Below are 19,574 nucleotides of genomic sequence, written 5' to 3' on the forward strand. Positions count from 1 at the left end.
CCCCGCAGCAGAGTTGGCCGGGTGCAGAGAACCAGAATCACCGCGAAACTCCTGGTGGGGTTAGCGGTCACCGCCGTCTCCGGATGCGTCTCGGTGGCGCCCGGGACCGTCCCTTCCGCTCCTCACCCCGGTCCGGGGGCCACCGGGCCGGCTCAGGACGTGGCTCCGCAGATCGTGCAGCCTCCCGGCCGTGAGGGGCTGGAGGTCGTGCCGGATCCGAGCCGGCCGCCGCCCGACCGGCCGTCCTCCCCCGCGCCCCCGGCCGTCGGCTCCGCGGAGGCCCGGCGCGGCGGACCGGCGGGGGTCGCCCGGCCGCCCGAGCGCGCGGACCGGCCGCAGCGACGGGCCCCCGACCGGGCCCCGAGGGTCCCGTCCGTCACCGTGCCCGCCCTGCCACGCCTCCCCGGCGGCGGTGCGGACGTCTGTGCGCTCGGCCGGGGGTACGGCGGCTGGCCCGCGGGCAGCCCGCAGGCCCGCATCTGCTCGGAGACGTACGGCCACTGACGCTGCTGCCCCCGGAGGCCCTGGTCCCCGGGGGTCACTGGTCCCGCAGGCGGAGCTCCAGGCGGTCGATGGCGGCGCGGACCCCGTCGCCGTACCCGTCGTCCGGGAGCGATGCGGCGGCGGCGCGGGCTCGTTGGAGGTGGATGCGGGCGGAGTCGGGGCGCTGGAGCTTGAGGTAGTCCGCCGCGAGGTTGAGGTGCAGCGAGGGGTAGAACGCCCGGACGGCCGGAAGGTCCGGGTGCTGCGCCGACCGCCCACCGCCCGCCCCCTCGGCAGCCGTCAGGGCCCGCAGGTCCCAGGCCAGCTCGTCGCCGGGGTCGTCCTGGGTGTCGGCCATGTAGTGCGCGAGGGTGCAGCGGTGCAGGGCGTCGCCGTCCGCTCCGAGCTCCGACCAGAGCGCACCGAAGCGGTTGCGGGCCTCCTCCCGGTCACCTCCGTGGAGCAGCATGATCGCCTGGCCGATCCTGGTCATGACGGCGTCCTCGGACGTCTCCTGCCGCTCCACCACTGCTGTCTCCTCGTCGCCCGTCCAACCGGTCGCCCCTGTCCGTCCGACGCTAACGGCAGGCTTGCGCAGAACCGGTCAGACACGGGCGCGGCGGGTGCCCCTGCCGGGGGAACCCGTCAGCCGAGGTCGGGGATCCGCCAGTCGATCGGCTGGTGCCCCTGGGCGGCCACGGCCTCGTTGATCTGCGTGAAGGGGCGGGAGCCGAAGAACTTCTTGGCGGACAGCGGCGAGGGGTGTGCGCCCTTCACCACGATGTGGCGCTCCTCGTCGATCAAGGGCAGCTTCTTCTGCGCGTAATTGCCCCAGAGCACGAAGACCGCCGGATCGGGCCGGTCCGCGACGGCGCGGATCACGGCGTCGGTGATCTTCTCCCAGCCCTTGTTCTTGTGGGAGTTGGCCTCGCCGCCCCGGACGGTCAGCACGGCGTTGAGCAGGAGCACGCCCTGTTCGGCCCAGGGCATCAGATAACCGTTGTCCGGGATGGGCAGGCCCAGCTCCTGCTGCATCTCCTTGTAGATGTTGCGCAGGGACGGCGGCGTCCTGACGCCGGGCCGCACGGAGAAGCAGAGCCCGTGCCCCTGGCCCGCGCCGTGATACGGGTCCTGGCCGAGGACGAGGACCTTCACCTTGTCGTAAGGCGTGGCGTCCAGCGCGGCGAAGACCTGCTCGCGGGGCGGGTACACGGGACCCTTGGCCCGCTCCTCCTCGACGAAGTCCGCCAGCTCCTTGACGTACGGCTTCTGCAGTTCTTCGCCGAGGACGCCGCGCCAGGACTCGGGCAGCAGGTCGATATCGGTCACGTCCACAACCTCCGGTGAGCAACAGGTTCTTGGTCCCAGAACCTACCGGTCACCACTGACAACGGGCCCCCGAGGAGGCCCGTCGTCCCTTCATCGCCGGTCTGCTACCAGCTGGCCTTGCGGTACAGCTCCCACAGCTGCATGACCGTCTGCGGGTCGAGTGCCCGCTCGCCGCCGCCGATGTCCTCGCCCGCGGCGATGTACAGCTTGCCCTGCCACAGCGGCAGCAGGCGGACGTCGTCGACCAGGATCTCCTGGGCCCGCTCGAACTGCTTGCTGACCGCGCCCCGGTCGCTCTCCTGCCGCGAGGCGGGGATCAGCTGCTGGGTGATCTCCTTGTTGATGTACGGGCTGCCGGTGACGGGCTCCTGGCCCACGAACGGGGCGACGAAGTTGTCGGGGTCCGGGAAGTCGGGGAACCAGCCGCGGCCGAAGACCGGGTACTCGCCCTTGTTGAAGCCTTCCTGGAACTTCTGCCAGGGCTCGCCCCGCAGCGTGATCTTGAACAGTCCGGAGGCCTCCAGCTGCCGCTTGAGCTCCTGGAACTCGGGCTCCGTGGCGGAGCCGTAGCGGTCGGTGGTGTACCAGAAGGTCATCTTCACGGGCTCGGTGATGCCTGCCCCGGAGAGGATGCTCTTCGCCTTGTCCGCATCCGGATCGCCGAAGGTGTCGAAGAAGCTCGTGGTGTGTCCGGCGATGCCCTTGGGGATCATGGAGTAGAGGGGCTCGGCGGTGCCCCGGTAGACCTTGGCGACCAGCGCGTCGCGGTCCACGACATGGGCGATGGCCTTGCGGACGGCGGGGTTCGCGGCGGCCGGGTCCTTCGGGTTGAAGACCAGGAAGCGGATGTCCGCGCCCGTGCTCTCGACGATCTGGAGGCCGGCGTTGTCGTCCTTGTTGTCCTCCAGGCTGACGACCTCCTCGGCGGTCAGACCGCGGTAGGTGGCGTCGATCTCGTCGGCCTTGAGCGCGCTCACCATGTCCGCGGACTTCTCGAAGTAGCGGATGGTGACCGCGTCGTTCTTCCGCTTGGCGAAGCCGTTGTAGTCCGGGTTCTTCTTCAGCTCGGCGGTCTTCCCGCCCTCGTAGGACTCCAGGAGGTACGGGCCGGAGCCGGTGACCTTGCCGTCGTCGCGGATCTTGTCCTTGCGGTAGTCGCCGGGGGCGACGAGCGACATGGCGGGCGTGGCCAGGATGAACGGGAACGTGGCGTCGGACTTGTTCAGGTGGAAGACGACCGTGTCCTCGCCCTTGGTCTCGATCCGGTCCAGCGAGCCGAGCATCCCGGCCGGGCCGCCCTTGAAGTGGATGTCCACGATGCGGTCGATGGAGTACTTCACGGCCTCGGCGTCGAGCTTCTCGCCGTTGGAGAACTTGAGGTTCTTCTTGAGCGTGCACCGGTACGCCATGCTCGTGGCGTCGGTGAACTTGCAGGATTCCGCCGCGTCAGGCTCCGGGCTCGTGCTGCCGGTGGGGAAGCTCACCAGGGTCTGGTAAACGTTCCGCATCAATTCCCAGGATCCGTCCCAGGCCGCCGCCGGATCGAGCGTGGACGGGGAACTGGTCGTACCGACGGTTATCTTCTGGTCCGTTTCCGATCCGCTGTCGGAAAGGAGACCGCAGCCGGCCAGCAGAGAAAGGGAAGCTAGGGCTGCAGCAGCCTGCAGACTGGCCCGGTAGAACACGTGCACGCTCCTCGATCAGCCATGGGTCGGCAGACCATACCGCAGCGCCCCACCAGGTCAATCCGGTGGCCCGGCGGGGCACTTGACTCAATCAGGGCCAAATCGGTTCAGGCCGCTCTCAGCCCACACCCGCGTTGAGGAAAATTCCTCCGTCGACCACGAGGGTCTGTCCGGTGATCCAGTCGGACTGTGCCGAGGTCAGGAAGGCGGCCGCGCCTCCGATGTCCTCGGGCACGCCGAGCCGGCCCAGCGGATAGGCGGCGGCCGCCTCCGCCTCGCGGCCCTCGTAGAGCGCCTCGGCGAACTTCGTCTTGACCACGGCCGGGGCGATCGCGTTGACCCGGACGACCGGGGCGAACTCGTGCGCCAGCTGGGCGGTCAGGTTGATCATGGCCGCCTTCGACATGCCGTACGCGCCGATGAACGGCGAGGGGGCGACGCCGGCGACGGAGGCGATGTTGACGATCGCCCCGCCGTTCTCCTTCTGCCAGGCCTTCCAGGTCTGCTGGGCGAAGCCGAGCGCCGAGATCACATTGGTCTCGTAGACCTTGCGGGCCACATTGAGGTCGAGTTCGGCCATCGGGCCGAAGACCGGGTTGGTCCCCGCGTTGTTCACCAGGTAGTCGACCCGGCCGAACGCCTCCATGGTCCGCTCGACCGCCGCCGCCTGATGGGCCTCGTCGTGCGCCTTGCCGGGGATCGCGATGACCCGGTCGGCGCCGAGCCGCTCCACGGCCTCCTTGAGGGCGTCCTCGCCCCGCCCGGTGATGGCGACCCGGTCCCCGCGGGCGACGAGCGCCTCGGCGATCCCGTAGCCGATGCCCCGGCTGGCGCCCGTGACGAGGGCGACCTTTCCGCTGTCCTGCACCGTCATGTTGTCCGCTGCCCTTCGGATCAGTTGAGGGGTCCGCCGGCCACGTACATGACCTGGCCGGAGACGAAGCCCGCGTCGTCGCCCGCGAAGAAGGCGATGGCGTTCGCGACGTCCTCGGGACGGCCGACGCGCTGGACGGGGATCTGGGTGGCGGCCGCCGCCTGGAACTCCTCGAAGCCCATGCCGACGCGCTCGGCGGTCTGCGCGGTCATCTCGGTGACGATGAATCCGGGCGCGACGGCGTTGGCGGTGACGCCGAACTTGCCGAGCTCCTTGGCGAGGGTCTTGGTGAGGCCCTGGAGGCCCGCCTTGACTGCGGAGTAGTTGGCCTGGCCCCGGTTGCCGAGGGCCGAGGAGGAGGAGAGCGAGACGATCCGGCCGAACTTGGCCTCGACCATGTGGGCCTGGACGGCCTTCGCCATCAGGAACGCGCCCTTGAGGTGCACGTTCATCACGATGTCCCAGTCGGACTCGCTCATCTTGAACAGCAGGTTGTCACGGAGCACGCCGGCGTTGTTCACGAGGATCGTCGGCGCGCCCAGCTCGGCGGCGACCCGCGCGACGGCGGCCTCCACCTGACCGGCGTCCGACACGTCGCAGCCGACGGCCAGCGCGGTGCCCCCGGCGGCGGTGATCTTCTCGACCGTGTCCTTGCAGGCCGCCTCGTCGAGATCGAGTACGGCGACGGCGCGGCCCTCGGCCGCGAGGCGTACGGCGGTGGCGGCGCCGATGCCCCGCGCCGCTCCCGTCACGATGGCGACGCGCTGCTCGGTGGTGGACATGCTTGGTTCTCCTCGCCCTTGGATAGCGGCCCAGCCGACATCGGGGCACTTCCCCGCCAGTCCCTGACACTCCCTGGCAGCAAGACCCTCGATTGCTGAGCAACCGCTTAGTACCTTCAGCAGACGTGACGCTAGAAGCCCTGGCACCCGGTGTCAACGGCGCACGCCCCGGCGGGCCGTACGTCACACCGGGCGGGAGCGTCCGCCGCTGTGCCGTCGTGGTCCCACCGGGGCGCGGATCAGCGCACGAGGAGGTCGAGCAGCCGTTCCACCTCACCGGCCGGGTCGGTGGTCAGCCCGCTGTGCACGGCCCCGGGCTGGACCACCGTGGAGCGCGGGGCGATCAGCCAGCGGAACCGCCGTCCGGCGTCGTCGCCCGCCGCCTGGCCCGCCTCCGCACCGCCGCCGCAGACCCCTTCGACGGCGCGCAGGGCGGCCCGCACCCCGACCACGTCGGCGTCCGGGTCCAGCGCCTTCAGCTTCGCCTCGTCGAGGTACGTCCGGGCCGCCACGAACGAGTGGGCCCGGCAGTAGACGAGCACCCCGGCGTTGAAGCACTCCCCCCGCTCGACCCGGGGCACGACGCGCAGGAGCGCGTACTCGAAGACATCGCGCCGCGTCATCGGCCGCCCTCCTCGCCGGTACGGGCGGCCGCCGCGGCGCGGTCGTCGTCCGCGGCCCGCTTCCGCCGGGGCGGCAGCCGGTCCGTGAGCCAGCCCGGGGCCTGGGAGGGCCGGGCCGCGGTGGGCGCGTCCAGTGTGATCCGCTCGTGGATGGTCGCGGCCCGCGCGAGCAGCGGGGCGACATAGGCCCGGCGCACCTCGTCGGCGGAGTCGAAACCGGGCTCGCCGGCCAGCCAGACGTCCGGCACATCGGCGGCGACCTCGGTGAGCAGCTCCTCGGTGACCAGCGGGGCGAGCTCGGCGGCGGCGGCCGCGATGTCGGGCCCGAAGGGGGCCAGGACATGGTCGGAGGCGTTGTACGGCTTGGCGGCGGAGGCCTGGGCGCCCGGCCAGTTGTGGTGCCAGATCATGGTCGCGCCGTGGTCGATCAGCCAGAGGTCGCCGTGCCAGACGAGCAGGTTGGGGTTGCGCCAGGAACGGTCCACGTTGTTGATCAGCGCGTCGAACCAGACGACCCGCCCGGCCTCGGCCGCCCCGACCTCGTAGGCGAGCGGATCGAACCCGAACGAGCCCGGCAGGTAGTCCATGCCGAGATTCAGGCCGCCGCTCGCCTTGAGCAGCTCCTGCACCTCCTGGTCCGGCTCCGCCAGTCCGATGACCGGGTCCAGCTCGATGGTCACCAGCTCCGGCACCCGCAGCCCGAGCCGGCGGCCGAGCTCCCCGCAGATGATCTCGGCGACGAGGGTCTTGCGGCCCTGTCCGGCCCCGGTGAACTTCATGACGTACGTACCGAGATCGTCGGCCTCGACGATGCCGGGGAGCGAGCCGCCCTCACGCAGAGGCGTGACATAGCGGGTCGCTACGACCTCTTGCAACACTTTCCCGTCCCTTGCTGCCCGCTTCCGGCATGAAGTGAGCATAGTAACCGGGGGTGATCGCAGGCGAGGATCGCCTCGTCCTCCGCGGGTGGACGAGGCGATCCCGCGTCGGCCGGTCGACCGGCTCGTTCTCAGGTTTCGTCGATGACCAGCTCGACCGTGTCCCGGACGCGGGCGAGCAGCTCCACCACGCCCGCGTGGTCCGGAGCGGACACCCAGACTCCGATCGGGATGTTGAGGGTGTTGTCGGTGATCGGCACGTGGTCCCCCGGCTCGTAGATCGACAGCACCTTGTCGACACCCGGCATCTTCCGGACCTCGTCGAGGCCACGGATCTCCCGGAGGGTGCCCGCCGGACCGTCGTTGCGGATGGCGCTGGCACCGCAGGACTGCCGGAAGCGCACGGGCGCGTCCAGACAGGCGGGCCGGACACCGAGGTAGCAGTCGAGTGCCTGCTCGAACGGGTTCAGGTCGGTGTGCGCGAGCCACTGGTCCGTCATCGGGCCACCGGGAAGCCGCGCGCCGACCTCCATGAGATGCACGCCGTCGGGGCCGACCTTCACCTCGGTGTGGCTGGGGCCCAGCCGCACGTCGAACGCCGTGAGAGCGGCGCGTACGTAGTCGGCGGCGGCCTGGTAGTCCGGATCGTCCTCGGGCAGCTTGGCCGACTCCCAGTACGGGAAGTCGTAGTCGCTGTCGTCGGGCTGCCGGTATTCCCAGATGTCGACGATGCGGTGCTCGCCGTTGTGGCTGAAGCAGTTCACCGCCAGCTCGCGCCCGCGGATGTACTGCTCGACGAGCCACTCGTCGACCTGCCAGCCGAACTGGTTCTTCGCGTGCATCGTGGATGTCCGGGCCGCGTCCTCGGGGCTGCTCAGCAGGTACGTGCCGTACGAGCCGGCCCCCGTGGTGTGCTTGGCGATGGCCGGAAAGCCGATCTCCGAGGCGGCCGCGGCGATCTTGGCGGTGCTGTCCACGAGAACGAACCGCGGGATGCGCAGGCCGGCTTCGGCCGCGACCCGGCGCATGTCCGCCTTGTTCCGGCGCGCGGCCGCCTTGGCGAGGCCGTTGCCGGGCAGCGACAGCCGCTCCGCCAGGGTGTCGGCCAGGTGCACCGCCGAGTCCATGGCCGGGACCACACCGATGAGTTGCACACCGAGCGAGTCGATCCGGGTGAGGATCTCGTCGGCGTCGGCTGAGTAGACGCTGACGTCGTCGCCGTCCGCGTGATCGGGCCAGTTCTCCGCGATCACCTCCTGGGCCACCGTGTACACGGAGATCGTCGAGAAGCCGCGCCGGCGTGCCTCGGTCTTGTAATGGGCACCGGTACGGACCGGGTCCAGAAGCAGAACGGCTGGCGATTCATTGGCAGGCATGAGTGGGGCGAACTCCTGTGAGGCAGAGGAAGGTTCGGCGGGTGGGCGCCCGCCTGCGGTGATGGGGCGGCCGGCGGGTCAGAAGATGCCCTGGATGTCCCCCGTCGCGGGCAGGACCCGCTTGTTCGGCATCATCAGACGCGCCCAGCCCGGCACCGCACGATGCGAGTAGAAGCGGCGCAGCCAGCGGTCGCGCCCGTCGTAGCGGGGGGTGAAGGCGGACCGCCCGTGGGCCGCGATGTGGTTGTTGACGAGCAGCAGGTCACCGGGCTCCAGGACGACCTCGACGCAGACGGCCTCCAGGGCCTCGGCCAGTGCCCCCAGGGCCCGCTCGGCCTCGAGGTCGGCCGGCTTGGTGTTGAACGAGTCGAAACGGAGGAACTCGTAGCCGGGATCGCCGAAGAGGACCCGGTGCTCCGCCGTCGCGGGCCGCTCGCCGGTCAGGCCCCGGGTGAACGAGGTCGGGAACAGGCTCCGGAACCGCAGCCGTCGCAGCACGGCGTTCTCGTCCTCGGACAGGTGGGCCACGGCGTGCCTGATGGAGGCGACGCGGGTCGCCGTGGCTTCGTGCCCCTGCCGCAGGCTCAGCAGTCCGAGGAAATCCGGCCGCAGGGGGTGGTGGACGTTCTCGGTGTGGAAGTCGAAGGCGACGGAGCCGCTGTTCTCCATCCGGTGCTCCTCCCCGCGCACCGGGTGCACGTCGTGGAGGAGGTCGCCGTTCTTCTCGTCGGCGTAGCCGATGAGACTGCCCAGTACGTCCCCCACCAGGGCGAGCGTGCCGTTGCTGGCGTGTCCGACGAGCGCCCGCGTCCCGTAGGCGAGTGGTGTGTCGGGGATGTCGCCGGTGGCCACCCCCTTGACGAGCAGGTATCCGCTGCTCGCGGTGCCCTCGCGGAAGTCCACCAGTGCGTCGCGCAGGTGAGCGGGGACATCGGGGAGGAACTCCGACAGATCGGAGGAGTGCGGGGGGTCAAGAAGCCCGGCCGACTTCTCCGACAGCTCCCACAGGGTCCCCGCCTCGTCCCGCGTGAGCCGGAGGGCGGGCTGTGCCACGTGCTTTTCCCGTACGGCGAGTGCCACGTCTGCTCCTTGACTCACAGAGAACTCTTGATCTTGAGGGATGGGGGCGGGGACGTGGGCGCGCGAGGCGTGGCGGCCTCGCGGGCCGGTCCGCCCGGAGCCACTCCTCCAGGCGTTGTCAGGATCCTGTCCCGTGTCCGCAGCCGCCGGGCGAACTCCTCGTCCTCGGACAGCAGGAGGTGGTGGATCCGGGACAGCGAGTGGTGCGGGATGCCGGGCCACATGTGGTGAACGGTGTGGTAGCCGTCCGCGTGCGGGTGGAAGAGCCAGCGCTGGAGACGCCCGGTGTTCGACACCGTGGCGTCGAACACCGTACGGGCGTCGGAGTACACGTGCTCGTCGGCCTCCGCGACCAGTCGCAGCGGCGGCAGCAGCAGGAAGTGCGCGAAGAGCCAGACCCCGGCCGCGACGGCGCCGGTGCGCAGGTCCAGCAGAAGGGCGGTGGGCGCCCCCACGCACAGGACGCTCCACAGCAGTGCCACGAGCGGAGCCAGGGCGTTGGTGCGCAGCTCCCGAAGCCAGCCCAGCTGGTAGCGCAGCAGCCGGGTGCACACGCCGGCGACGAAGAGCCTCGCCGAGGTGCGGGGAAGTGCCTCCATGTCGAGCTCGGCGTAACGGTATCTGTCGGGATCCTCGGCCGTACCGAACCGGCCGTGGTGAAGCAGATGGCTGGTCCGGTACGCGCTGATCCGGCTCCCCGTGGGGGCGGCGGCGAGGAGATAGCCCAGGACGTCGTTCAAGCGCCGCCGGTGCCTGCTCCAGTTGTAGTGGGAGGCTTCATGGACGAGGTTCTCCAGGGCCCGCAGCTGGCGGGCGATGACCACCCCGGCGAGCAGCGCCGGGACGATCGAGGCGAGCGGGTGGTTGACGATGAGCCAGGCCGCGCCGGCCGCCATCAGGCCGACGACCAGGTGATCCAGCAGAGCGCAGGAAGTGGTGACCCAAAGACGCGTCCTGTGCGCGTCCTTGATGTCCAGGCGAAGCCGCGAGGGGGCGGTGTACCCCTTCGCATAGGGCCTGACCGTGAGTTGGTCCTTCTCCGACACGGGCATCAGCATCTCTCCGACAACGATGAACGGTTACCGAGCTGGTCGTGAGCGGTGCACGGTTCAGGAGCCGTTCATCAGGCTGAGGAGTTCGGTCCGCTCGAAGCTGTTCTCGCGGAAGACGCCCTGGAAGACGGCGGAGGTCATCTGCGCCCCCGTCTTGATACCGCGCATCGTCATGCACAGGTGCTCTCCGCGGCCGATGACGGCCACGTCGGGCGACTTGGTGATCTCCTCGATCTCGGCCGCGATGTCGGCGACGAGGCGTTCCTGCACCTGGAGCTTGTGAGCGTGCTTGTGGGCGATCCGGGCGAACTTCGACAGCCCGAGGAGGCTGTCGTGGGCCCGGTAGGCCACCTGGAGGTCGCAATTGAAGGGCAGGAGGTGGTGCTCGCAGAGCGACCAGACGCGCATGCCGGAGACCATGACGGTCTGGTTGCTGGCGACACTGCTGAAGACGGTGTCGAGGTTTCCGGCGTCGTAGTCGACGAACTCGCGCCACCAACGCGCGTAGCGCCGAGGGGTGTCGCGCAGGCCCTCGCGGTCCGGGTCCTCCCCGATCTCGATCAGGAGGCGCCGGGCTATGGACTCGAGCGGGTCGCCTCCCTGCACCTCGTCCTGTTCCAGGATGGTGATGGCGGAAGCGTCCATGTCGATGCTCATTTAGATTCCTCTCTTGTCGCCCCAGGCCAGGACGTGCAGGCGGGTGGAGAGATTCCAGCCACGCCGCACGACCTCGTCCGCGAGGGAACTCAAGTGCTGACTGATGTGTGCCACGCTCTTGCCCTCAGGCATGATCCAGATCGGGGAGATCCCGAAGTCCGCCTGCAGGACAGCTACTTCGTCCAGGTCGTCGGTGGTGCGGCAGACGAACTTGAACGCCACGTCGGGGGTCTGCGCCAGCTTGCTCAGGGCAGCGGGCACGATCCGCTTGGACGCGGGGTCCCCGGCGTGGGCAAGCTTCGGGGAGACGTTGAAGCGCACTCCGGGTGTGATGATCTCGTCGTCCGGGGCCACGGTCCCGTTCGTCTCGAACTCCACGGTGACGCCCGCATCGAGCAGCCTCTTCAGCACGGGGCGCAGCCGGCGCTGCTGGCTCAACGGCTCGCCACCGCTGATGACGACGAGGTCGGTCCCGAGCGCGAGGAGCTCGTCGACCACTTCGTCGACGTCCCTGTTGTGCAGTTCCTTGCGGGGGTCGAACGCGGTCTTCTCGTCACTCGTCCCCTTCCAGTCCCAGGTGTACGGGGTGTCGCACCAGTGGCAGGACAGGTTGCACCCGCCCAGCCGCAGGAAGGCGCACTGACGGCCGGCCGACGGGCCCTCGCCCTGGACCGTGGGGCCGAAGATCTCATTGACGACGATGCTCACGGCCGGTACTCGGCCCAGGTCTTGTCGGTCTCCGAGACGCGGACGGCGCTGAGCTCGGGGTAGCGCTCCGTCCACTGGTCATAGATCCACATGGCCATGTTCTCGGCGGACGGGTTCCGGTCCTCGATGATGTCGTTGAGGTGCCGGTGGTCCAGCGTGTGGTCGAGCCACTTCTTGAAGTCGGCCAGGTCGCCGTAGTCCCGTACGAAACCGGGCTCGGTCAGCTGGTCCGGGGCCGCGGAGAGCTTCAGCTCGATGATGTAGTTGTGCCCGTGCAGCCGGGCGCACTGGTGGTCCGAGGGCAGGTGTTCCAGCCGATGACTCGCCGAGAAGTGAAATTCCTTCGTGATGTGCAGCATCAACCTACTCCTTGAAGTAAACCGTGGGGTCAGTCGTCTCTGCGCGCTCGAACGCCTGGATCCGGTCGACGCACGCGGCGCATGTTCCGCAGTGCACCTCAGTGCCCTTGAAGCAGCTCCAGGTCTCGGCCCAGTCGACACCCAGCTTTTCGCCGAGCCGAATGACGTCGTGCTTGTGGAGATCGATGAAGGGGGCCACGACCTCCAGATGCGCCGGCGCGTATCCGGCGCACGCAATCTTCTCCATCGCATTGAAAGAGGAGATGAATTCGGCCGAACAGTCGGGTGCGGTCGACGCATCGCCCGCCAGAGCCCCGATGGCAACCTGATCCGCCTTGACAGCGGCGGCCTTTCCATAGGCTACGGACAGCAGAATCACATTGCGATTCGGTACGACGTTAACACTTCCGGGGGCCGTGTAGTGCTGATCCGGAACATCGACCTGGGAATCCGTCAGGGAGTATCCGGGAAGCATGGAAGCGACGTTCGACAGATCGACGATCTCGTGCTCGGCGCCGATACGGTCGGCCGCGATCCGGGCGTAGTCGTGTTCTTTGCGATGCCGCTGACCGTAGTCGATGGAGAGCAGATGTACCTCATGCCCTTCGGCATGAAGATGATGGGCGAGCACGACGGAGTCGAGCCCGCCGGAAACAATCGCGATCACACGTGCCACGGTGACGCCTTCCTGCAAACGGAATGGGTGGTGGGGCCCGGACGCGGGCACACTGCGGTGTCCTTCGCATCAGCGGCGTACGGTCTTCCGCGCACGCCTCGGTGACGGGCCGTCGGGCAGCCGGGAAAGAGAAACCCGGAAAGAAGGGGAAGGTGCGGTAAGAATTGAGCAGCGGAGTCGGCGCCCCTCGCATCGAGGGCAGCCCCACACTCCGGAAAGGCGGCCGGGCGACCTAATCCACCGGGGTGCCGACCAGGCGGACGAGTGGTGTCGCGGCACGCAGAGCATCGGCGCACTCCTGCGGAGAGACACCGGTCGTGACCACGTACGCATACCGTCCGGCCACATGATCGCGGGGCGGCAGCCGAAGGCGGCGGCCCGGCTCCGCCATGGGCGTCACCTCGTGGACCCCCGCCGGCAGCTCCTCCTCGACCGTCAGGGAGGTGACGTCGAGATCGTGCTCGGGATACAGGAACTCGACGTGGGCGGAGGCGGTGCGCACCGGCGCCACGTCGGGCCGGCCGCCCGCGGCGAGGTCGGCGGCCACCATGCCGTAGTCGACGCCCGTGGCCAGGCGGGCCGCGTACGGGATGAGGTCGCCGCCGAGGCGGGCGTTGACCTCCACCAGGCGCGGGCCGGTCCGGGTCAGCCGCAGCTCGGTGTGGGTCACCAGCGTGTCGAGTCCGAGCGCGGTGTGCGCCTCCTGGAGGACGCGCCGCACCTCCGGGTCGTGCAGCAGCGGGTCGTCCGCGCTGACCGTGTGGCCGACCTCCTCGAAGTGCGGGGCGAAGCCGAGGGCCTTGCGGGCCACGAACATCGGGGTCACGCGGCCGTTGTGGCACACGCTCTCGACACTGACCTCGGGGCCGTCCAGGTATTCCTCGACGAGCACCCACGCGCGGTCGCGCGGGATCTCGTCGAAGTACGCCGCCGCCGCCTCGGAGTAGGCGGAGTCCAGGGCCTCGGGCCCGTCCGCCCGCACGACCCCGACGCTGGCCGCGAGGGCACGCGGCTTCAGCACGACGGGGTAACCGATCGCCCCCGCCGCCTCCCGCGCCTCTTCCAGCGAAGCGACGGCACGGGAGACGGGCTGCGCCACACCGGCGGCCGCCAGGGCCTGGCGGCCGAGGTGCTTGTCCCGGCAGGCGAGAACGCCTTCGGCGTTCGCCGTCGGCAGCTTCAGCTCCTCGGCCATCCTGGCCGCGATCGGCACCCGGATCTCGTCGTAGCAGAGAACGCCGGCCATCTCCACGCTCTCGGTGAGCCGAACGGCGGCCTCGATCGATTCGAATGCGTCGAGCGTGTCGACGATCGTGTTTCCCCGGAGATAACGTGATTCCCAGGTGGGCTCCTTGGGAGCGAACAGCCAGAGATCATAGAAGTCGGCAACCGACTTCAGAATGTATTCACGCCACAGTTGCCCGCCGCTCCCCACCAGAAGAAGACACTGGCGAGTTGATCGGTCATGTGACCCGGCTTCCGCCGCATCCCCTTGTGGCTCACCAACTCGTGGCATTGCAGGAACCCCGTTCAACGTTTTCGCGATAAGCCTTGATCCGACTTCGATCCAGCGCACACCACTGTTACCTGATCGTCTCACCACGTCTACAGCGAACGAGGATCGAAAACACGTCGGCAGTAAAACGAGGGGGGAGAAATCGGATATTAGCCAGATAGCCGATGAATCACGTGACACCGCCGGCATCACTCTTCGCCAGCTGTTCATGCAGGAGATAACCGGCATGGAGCCGGTTACGTGCTCCTATTTCCTGCATGAGGTCGGCAATGTGCCGCTGACAGGTCCTCAGAGAGAGCCCCACCCGCGCCGCGATCTTCTTGTCGCTCTCCCCCACCACAAGGAGGCGCATGATGGTGTCCTTGACCTCGGAGGAGACGTGTACGATCTGGCCCTTGCTGTAGCTCAGGGGGAAGGGGCGGGCTCCGACCCAGGTCCGCTCGAAGGTGTCCACCAGCACGTCGATGACGTTCTCGTTGCGCAGGACGAGGGCCCCCTCGGGGTGTCCTTTCAGCGCAAGGACGGCCACCCGCCGGTCGAAGACGAGCATGCGCGGGAAGCCGCTGGCCGTGGTGCGGACCTCCCCGCCGAGCGGTGCCACATGTTCGACGTAGGCGGCCGTGCCTTGATGGAACTGCGCGGTGTGCTGGTACAACGTGCGCATGCGGACACCGCGTTCCAGCAGCTCCTGGGCGAACGTCAGGGCGGTCTCGAGCTGCTTCACCGGCCGGCCGCCGCCCGGCTGGGAGGTGAGCACCTCCGTCGTGGCCCGTGCGCTGAACTCCTCGATGAGGGTCAGCACCACGTCCAGGTCACGGACCACCTCGATCTGTCCGGCGGCCGATTCCACCTCGTCCCAGTAGACCGGCAGCAGTGACCCGAGGTCGGCTCGAATCCGGTCCGCCTTCTCCTGCATGACGGAGATCTCGCGTACCAGCGGCCCGAGGAGGCGCAGTTGGGCCGAGTCGGGCGCCACGGCGGCGAACAGGTCGCCTCCCGCGTCCTGTTGGAGCAGTCGCAGCTCCACCAGGCCCGCGATCACCCGGTCGGCCTCCGATGCGTCCAGGCCGAGTTCCTCCGCCACGACCTCCGCGGTCAGCGCGCGGCGTCGCACGGCCAGGGCGTACGCGCGCCGCATGTCCGTGGACAGATGCATATCCATATATCGACCAAGCGCCCCTCGTGGTGCTTCGCGTCCCCCCGCGCGCCATGCGCCACCCCGTGTCATCTGAGCAGACCTAATCTGGTCAGTGGGGGGTCCGGACCAGCGACTATCGAACTTCGCACGCGCGTGAGGCCTTGTCAAAGGCGCTTTTTTTCGGCCGGTGTTGGCCTGAAATGATTGACCCTCCGAGAGATCAATGGTGTAAGCGGGCCGATAACGGAGAACGCGGGTTATGTATCGCCCCCTGTACGGAAATGGCCCGGCATCCGACTTATACCGAGGGGAACCAGGGGGCTGTCGCCGGTGAACGCCGCGCCGGTCCACGACAGTCACCAGAGTCCTCATATGCACCCCTTGTGCCCCTTGTACCCCTAGCGGGTTCCCGCCAACAGAGATTCGACCCGGGTCGGCTCTGGACATGTCGCTGCGCGACCACAAAGAGTGGTCACCGACCATGCGCACAGAACGCGGGAACGCACGGGGGAACAACCGAACATGAGACTTGTCACCGAAATCCTGAAGAGCTCCCTGCTGGCGGCGACGCTGCTCGGTCTCGCAGGGCCGACCATCGACGCCTCCAACCGGTCGACGCAGGCCGATACGCGGGCGAATTCCGCCTCGTGCGGCCACGCCTGCCCGAACAACGCGCCGGGGGCAGATCTCGGCTGGGGCTGATCCGCGTCCTCACCTCACCCTTCCCCGCACCCCAGCACACGCCGCCGTGCGAGCGGAACGGCCTTTGGTGATTTCGTACGCCCATGCCGCTCGTCCTCCGCACCCTGTGAGGTGACGCCTTGCTCCACACCCGTCGTCGTCCGGTCGGTTCCGTCCTCCTCCTCGGCGGAACCCGCCCCGAACCGGTCAGAGCCGCCAAGGCGGCCGGACTCTCCATCACCTACCTCGGAGCCGCGGCGCGGACACCCCGTGACATCCTCGACAACGCCGACGGGTGCCTCCTGCTGGAGGACCCCACACCGGAGAACATGACCGAGGCCGCCCGGAAGCTGCACGCCGAGAAGTCGTTCGGTGTGGTCGTCACCATGGTCGACCGGTACCTGGAGGCCGCCGCCCTCCTCAACGCGGAATTCGGCCTTCCGGCCAATACCGTCGACACCGTGCGGTCGATGAACGACAAGCACCGGATGCGCGCGGCGGCCCTGCACTCCGCCTGCGCCCCGGTGGCCCACGCCGCCGTCCGCACCGCCGAGGACCTGCGGTCCTTCGCGGGCCGGCACGGCTACCCCTTCATCCTGAAGCCGGTGGACGGCTCGGCGAGCCGCGGCGTCGCCCTCGTGTCCGACGCCGCCACGCTCGAGTCCGCGGCCCGGGCCATGACCGGTTCGGCCGCGCCGGAGTCCCGCTGGATCGCCGAAGAGTTCCTCTCCGGACCCGAGTTCAGCGTGGAGACTTTCAGCACCGACGGCAGCCACCACGTGGTGGCCGTCACCGAGAAGTTCAAGGGCGACAACTTCGTCGAGATCGGCCATCTGGTCCCGGCCCGGGTCCGCGCGGCGGATCACGCCGCCATGGCCGCGGAGGTCGGTGCCCTGCTCGACGCCGTCGGCCTGAACGAGGGCGTCGCCCACACCGAGGTCGTCCTCACGGACGCCGGACCGAGGGTTGTCGAGACCCACAGCCGCCCGGGCGGGGACGGCATCGTCGAACTCGTACGCCTGGCCAAGGGTGTCGACCTCCAGCAGATGACCTTCGACTGGTTCGCGGGCAAGCCCGTCGACCCACTCCTGGCACCAGCGGCGAGAGCCTCGGCCACCTGGTCCCTCACGCCGCCCGAGGGCACCGTCACGGCCGTCTCCGGTCTCGACGAGGCGCTCCGCCACGAAGGGGTGACGGAGGGGTACACGGTCCTCGAACCGGGTGACACGGTCCGTCCGCTGCGCAGCTCCGACGACCGCAGCGGGGCGGTCATCACCGTCGCCCCCGGCCCCGACGCCGCGCTCGCGCGGGCGCGGGCGGCCGTGGATCTCATCGATGTGACCGTCGTCCCGGCCGGCGTCGACCTCGGGGGGCCGGTTCCGCGATGAGCGGAGAACGCTCCTACGGATACCGGGTGCTCTTCTCCGAGCCGGGGATCCTCGTCTACGCCCTCGCAGCCGCCTTCGGCAAGCTCCAGGCGGGCATGTTCGCACTGGGCACCCTGTACGCGGTCGCCGACCAGCGCTCGTACAGCGCCGGCGCGTTCGTCGTGGCCGTATCGGCCCTCGGCGGACTGTCCACCCCGCTGCGAGGCCGGCTCCTCGACCGCTACTCCTACGGCCCGGTCCTGTGGACGATCATGGCCATCCATACGGTCCTGGTGGGGGGGCTGCTGGTCAACGAGCACAGGGGAGGGCCGTTCTGGGTCACGGTCGCCTCGGGCCTGCTGGGCAACCTCGCCGCTCCCCCCATCGGCGTCGTCACCCGTGTGATGTGGCGGTCGGTCACCACGGAGAAGAGCCGTCCCACAGCCCTGGCCTTCGACTCGGTCCTGGCCGACGCCGGCTTCATCCTCGGCCCGGCCCTGGCCGCGCTCGTCTGCGCCACCCTCGCTCCCTGGGCCGGTCTGGCGGCCGTCCTCTTCTTCACCGCGGTGGCCATGCTGCTGCTGCCGAAGAACATCGGCGACGACAAGACCTCGGCCCGGCAGGGCGACCGCCATTGGGCCGGGCCGCTCACCAGCCCGCGGCTGGTCCTCCTGCTCGGCGCGGCCCTGTGCTTCGCCACGTCCGTGAGCGTGCTGGAGATCGCCCTGGCGACGCCCCACGGCGACGGGGACTCGAAGGTGCTGAGCGGACTGCTGGTGAGTGTGCTGGCCACCGGCAGCATCGTGGGCGGTCTGCTGATCGGCGCGATGACGCCGGAACTGGCCAAGCGGGCGACTCGACTGCCGGTTCTGCTGATGTCCCTGGCCGTCTTCTCCACCGCGCTCGCCTTCGGCAACAAGGCGGGCTGGCTGGTCGCCGTACCGCTCTGCCTGCTCACCGGCCTCTCCTTCGGCCCGTCCTTCGTCGCCGTGTACGGCCGCTCCGGTGACCTCGCGCCCGCGGGCATGGCCGCCGAGACCCAGGCGTGGGCCGGCACCGCCCTCCAGCTCGGCTCCGCCGCCGGTGCCGGCGCCGGCGGTGTGCTGCTGGACATCTGGGGCCCTCCGGGCGCACTGGCCCTCGCCCCGATAGCCGCCGTGATCGGCGCGGCGAGCGCCTTCGCGGGCGACCGCCTGCGGACACCGGTGGCCGAGCCCCGGGGGGACGCGATTCCGGAGAGCCTGTAGTGGGGTTCACGCTGAACCTCCGGCCGGAAGGGCCGGACATCGGCCGGCCTGCCCGGCGTTGTCCCGGTCGGCCGTGCGGCCGACCGGGACAGCGGTCACGTCCGGGATGCCGGCGGCCCGCTCTTCACCGCGAGGCGTCCCTTGCCCCTATGCCGACACCGGGGCGTGCACCTCGATGCGGGCGGAGGGGCTGAACTTCGCCAGCGCTTCGGCCAGTTCGGCGGCGGCCGTCTCCAGTTCGGCCACCGGCATGGGGGCCAGGCCCTCCAACAGGAAGAGACCGGACGTCGTCTCCTCGGTGAGGCGGGTGCGCGGACCCTGACGCCAGTTCCAGCGGCGGCAGGTGACACCGGCGTCGTCGCACCACACCACCTCGCCCGCGTCGGGGTGTTCGACGGTCCTCTCGCCACCGGTCACGGTGACGAAGTCCTCGTCTCCCTCGGCGCGTACCAGTCGCATCCCGCCCTCGATGAGGTCGAGGTCCTCACCACCCACGGGGATCAAGTGGGCAACGCTGATGGCGTTGTAGAGGTCCACCAGCAGGTTGATCCGGGGCAGACCGGCGTCGGACAGTGCCCGCTTGGCCAGCGCTTCCGCCGAGTTGCGGGTGCGTGAGGGCTTGGAGCCGAAGGCGGTGTACGTCTCCCGCCAGGAGGCCACGTGCGGGTCCTCGTGGGGAGCACGTCCGTCCAGGCGCACGGCGAGGCGGCGGGCGGCCTCGTCGAGGAAGGCGGAACTCTCCTCGGAACTGGGTCCGTTGACAAGGTCGTACGCCTCGATCGCGACATGCGTGAAGGTCGGCGCGAGGGTGTAAACCTCGTCGGCCACGGTCAGCTGGAACGTCATCTGTCTCGCCTCGGGGGGCTGGAAGGTCACAGGGGCGACCGGGCCCAGGACGACTGTCACGGCGCCGAGAACGGCCGCGAATTCACCCTACAGGACCGGCCGATTCCCCTGTGGGCCTCCTTGACCCCGAGTGACGACGGCGGTACGGGAGCCGACCGGGCATGCTCCGGGTACGTTCGACGCGTTCCTGGCGCGAACCCGGGAGATGTCGACGCCC

21 protein-coding genes are annotated in these 19,574 nt (G+C 69.4%); 4 read left to right on the forward strand and 17 right to left on the reverse strand.

What is annotated here, in order from left to right; genetic code table 11:
• Positions 1–21: 21 nt before the first annotated feature.
• Positions 22–504, forward strand: coding sequence for a hypothetical protein (locus tag CCZ36_RS03320; RefSeq protein WP_128817001.1), 483 nt, complete (start codon positions 22–24; stop codon positions 502–504).
• A gap of 34 nt (positions 505–538) precedes the next feature.
• Here CCZ36_RS03320 and CCZ36_RS03325 read toward each other — a convergent pair whose 3' ends face one another.
• From CCZ36_RS03325 to CCZ36_RS03405, 16 genes are all read right to left on the reverse strand, one after another.
• Positions 539–1,012 (reverse strand): hypothetical protein, encoded by a 474-nt coding sequence (locus CCZ36_RS03325; protein ID WP_069736092.1) that lies wholly within the window; start codon positions 1,010–1,012, stop codon positions 539–541.
• A 116-nt stretch (positions 1,013–1,128) separates the two neighbouring features.
• Positions 1,129–1,818 carry a uracil-DNA glycosylase gene (locus tag CCZ36_RS03330; RefSeq protein ID WP_176734681.1) on the reverse strand — a complete coding sequence of 230 codons (690 nt, stop codon included), beginning with the start codon at positions 1,816–1,818 and terminating at the stop codon, positions 1,129–1,131.
• Between the two features lie 98 nt (positions 1,819–1,916).
• Positions 1,917–3,497: an ABC transporter substrate-binding protein gene (locus tag CCZ36_RS03335; RefSeq protein WP_128817002.1), complete on the reverse strand. Its 1,581-nt coding sequence runs from the start codon at positions 3,495–3,497 to the stop codon at positions 1,917–1,919.
• 118 nt (positions 3,498–3,615) lie between these two features.
• Entirely contained in the window at positions 3,616–4,371 is a 756-nt protein-coding gene (locus CCZ36_RS03340; RefSeq protein WP_065489216.1) for an SDR family oxidoreductase, read from the reverse strand.
• Positions 4,372–4,391: 20 nt separating this feature from the next.
• Positions 4,392–5,153, reverse strand: coding sequence for a 3-oxoacyl-ACP reductase FabG (gene fabG / locus CCZ36_RS03345; RefSeq protein WP_006122981.1), 762 nt, complete (start codon positions 5,151–5,153; stop codon positions 4,392–4,394).
• A gap of 239 nt (positions 5,154–5,392) precedes the next feature.
• Positions 5,393–5,776 (reverse strand): DUF3037 domain-containing protein, encoded by a 384-nt coding sequence (locus CCZ36_RS03350; RefSeq protein WP_010062244.1) that lies wholly within the window; start codon positions 5,774–5,776, stop codon positions 5,393–5,395.
• The gene (locus CCZ36_RS03355) at positions 5,773–6,654 is read right to left on the reverse strand and encodes a HipA family kinase (RefSeq protein ID WP_079134299.1); all 882 of its coding nucleotides are present in this window, start codon (positions 6,652–6,654) and stop codon (positions 5,773–5,775) included. The genes CCZ36_RS03350 and CCZ36_RS03355 overlap by 4 nt, the downstream gene beginning before the upstream one ends.
• Positions 6,655–6,785: 131 nt before the next feature.
• A complete protein-coding gene (locus tag CCZ36_RS03365) occupies positions 6,786–8,030 on the reverse strand; it encodes an ATP-grasp domain-containing protein (RefSeq protein WP_069736089.1) in 1,245 nt (414 codons plus the stop codon).
• A gap of 78 nt (positions 8,031–8,108) precedes the next feature.
• A complete protein-coding gene (locus CCZ36_RS03370; RefSeq protein ID WP_128817003.1) occupies positions 8,109–9,110 on the reverse strand; it encodes a TauD/TfdA family dioxygenase in 1,002 nt (333 codons plus the stop codon).
• Positions 9,111–9,124: 14 nt separating this feature from the next.
• Positions 9,125–10,156: a fatty acid desaturase family protein gene (locus tag CCZ36_RS03375; RefSeq protein WP_237302589.1), complete on the reverse strand. Its 1,032-nt coding sequence runs from the start codon at positions 10,154–10,156 to the stop codon at positions 9,125–9,127.
• A gap of 63 nt (positions 10,157–10,219) precedes the next feature.
• Positions 10,220–10,819: a GTP cyclohydrolase I gene (gene folE, locus CCZ36_RS03380; protein ID WP_237302590.1), complete on the reverse strand. Its 600-nt coding sequence runs from the start codon at positions 10,817–10,819 to the stop codon at positions 10,220–10,222.
• Positions 10,820–11,527 carry a 7-carboxy-7-deazaguanine synthase QueE gene (locus CCZ36_RS03385; protein WP_237302591.1) on the reverse strand — a complete coding sequence of 236 codons (708 nt, stop codon included), beginning with the start codon at positions 11,525–11,527 and terminating at the stop codon, positions 10,820–10,822.
• Entirely contained in the window at positions 11,524–11,886 is a 363-nt protein-coding gene (gene queD / locus CCZ36_RS03390; RefSeq protein WP_010070067.1) for a 6-carboxytetrahydropterin synthase QueD, read from the reverse strand. The genes CCZ36_RS03385 and queD overlap by 4 nt, the downstream gene beginning before the upstream one ends.
• Before the next feature lie 4 nt (positions 11,887–11,890).
• The gene (gene queC, locus CCZ36_RS03395; RefSeq protein WP_069736088.1) at positions 11,891–12,562 is read right to left on the reverse strand and encodes a 7-cyano-7-deazaguanine synthase QueC; all 672 of its coding nucleotides are present in this window, start codon (positions 12,560–12,562) and stop codon (positions 11,891–11,893) included.
• Positions 12,563–12,794: 232 nt separating this feature from the next.
• A complete protein-coding gene (locus CCZ36_RS03400; RefSeq protein ID WP_237302592.1) occupies positions 12,795–13,808 on the reverse strand; it encodes an ATP-grasp domain-containing protein in 1,014 nt (337 codons plus the stop codon).
• A 439-nt stretch (positions 13,809–14,247) separates the two neighbouring features.
• Positions 14,248–15,240, reverse strand: a complete 993-nt coding sequence (locus tag CCZ36_RS03405) for a LuxR C-terminal-related transcriptional regulator (protein WP_237302593.1) — start codon at positions 15,238–15,240, stop codon at positions 14,248–14,250.
• A 498-nt stretch (positions 15,241–15,738) separates the two neighbouring features.
• Here CCZ36_RS03405 and CCZ36_RS03410 point away from each other — a divergent pair, with 498 nt between their 5' ends.
• From CCZ36_RS03410 to CCZ36_RS03420, 3 genes are all read left to right on the forward strand, one after another.
• Positions 15,739–15,918: a hypothetical protein gene (locus CCZ36_RS03410; protein WP_069736086.1), complete on the forward strand. Its 180-nt coding sequence runs from the start codon at positions 15,739–15,741 to the stop codon at positions 15,916–15,918.
• Positions 15,919–16,037: 119 nt separating this feature from the next.
• Positions 16,038–17,285: an ATP-grasp domain-containing protein gene (locus CCZ36_RS03415; RefSeq protein WP_128817004.1), complete on the forward strand. Its 1,248-nt coding sequence runs from the start codon at positions 16,038–16,040 to the stop codon at positions 17,283–17,285.
• The gene (locus CCZ36_RS03420; RefSeq protein WP_128817005.1) at positions 17,282–18,511 is read left to right on the forward strand and encodes an MFS transporter; all 1,230 of its coding nucleotides are present in this window, start codon (positions 17,282–17,284) and stop codon (positions 18,509–18,511) included. The genes CCZ36_RS03415 and CCZ36_RS03420 overlap by 4 nt, the downstream gene beginning before the upstream one ends.
• A gap of 147 nt (positions 18,512–18,658) precedes the next feature.
• Here CCZ36_RS03420 and CCZ36_RS03425 read toward each other — a convergent pair whose 3' ends face one another.
• Positions 18,659–19,357: a B3/B4 domain-containing protein gene (locus CCZ36_RS03425; RefSeq protein WP_128817006.1), complete on the reverse strand. Its 699-nt coding sequence runs from the start codon at positions 19,355–19,357 to the stop codon at positions 18,659–18,661.
• Positions 19,358–19,574: the final 217 nt, after the last annotated feature.

It is taken from the genome of Streptomyces sp. S063, assembly GCF_002832675.1.
Taxonomy (GTDB): domain Bacteria; phylum Actinomycetota; class Actinomycetes; order Streptomycetales; family Streptomycetaceae; genus Streptomyces; species Streptomyces sindenensis.

What these genes read in the sequence shown, in the direction of transcription:
- CCZ36_RS03340 (WP_065489216.1), bottom strand. Translation starts at nt 4,371, where the DNA reads ATGACGGTGCAGGACAGCGGAAAGGTCGCCCTCGTCACGGGCGCCAGC.
- fabG (WP_006122981.1), bottom strand. Translation starts at nt 5,153, where the DNA reads ATGTCCACCACCGAGCAGCGCGTCGCCATCGTGACGGGAGCGGCGCGG.
- CCZ36_RS03350 (WP_010062244.1), bottom strand. Translation starts at nt 5,776, where the DNA reads ATGACGCGGCGCGATGTCTTCGAGTACGCGCTCCTGCGCGTCGTGCCC.
- CCZ36_RS03365 (WP_069736089.1), bottom strand. Translation starts at nt 8,030, where the DNA reads ATGCCTGCCAATGAATCGCCAGCCGTTCTGCTTCTGGACCCGGTCCGT.
- folE (WP_237302590.1), bottom strand. Translation starts at nt 10,819, where the DNA reads ATGAGCATCGACATGGACGCTTCCGCCATCACCATCCTGGAACAGGAC.
- queD (WP_010070067.1), bottom strand. Translation starts at nt 11,886, where the DNA reads ATGCTGCACATCACGAAGGAATTTCACTTCTCGGCGAGTCATCGGCTG.
- CCZ36_RS03400 (WP_237302592.1), bottom strand. Translation starts at nt 13,808, where the DNA reads ATGGCCGGCGTTCTCTGCTACGACGAGATCCGGGTGCCGATCGCGGCC.
- CCZ36_RS03405 (WP_237302593.1), bottom strand. Translation starts at nt 15,240, where the DNA reads ATGGATATGCATCTGTCCACGGACATGCGGCGCGCGTACGCCCTGGCC.
- CCZ36_RS03410 (WP_069736086.1), top strand. Translation starts at nt 15,739, where the DNA reads ATGAGACTTGTCACCGAAATCCTGAAGAGCTCCCTGCTGGCGGCGACG.
- CCZ36_RS03420 (WP_128817005.1), top strand. Translation starts at nt 17,282, where the DNA reads ATGAGCGGAGAACGCTCCTACGGATACCGGGTGCTCTTCTCCGAGCCG.
- CCZ36_RS03425 (WP_128817006.1), bottom strand. Translation starts at nt 19,357, where the DNA reads ATGACGTTCCAGCTGACCGTGGCCGACGAGGTTTACACCCTCGCGCCG.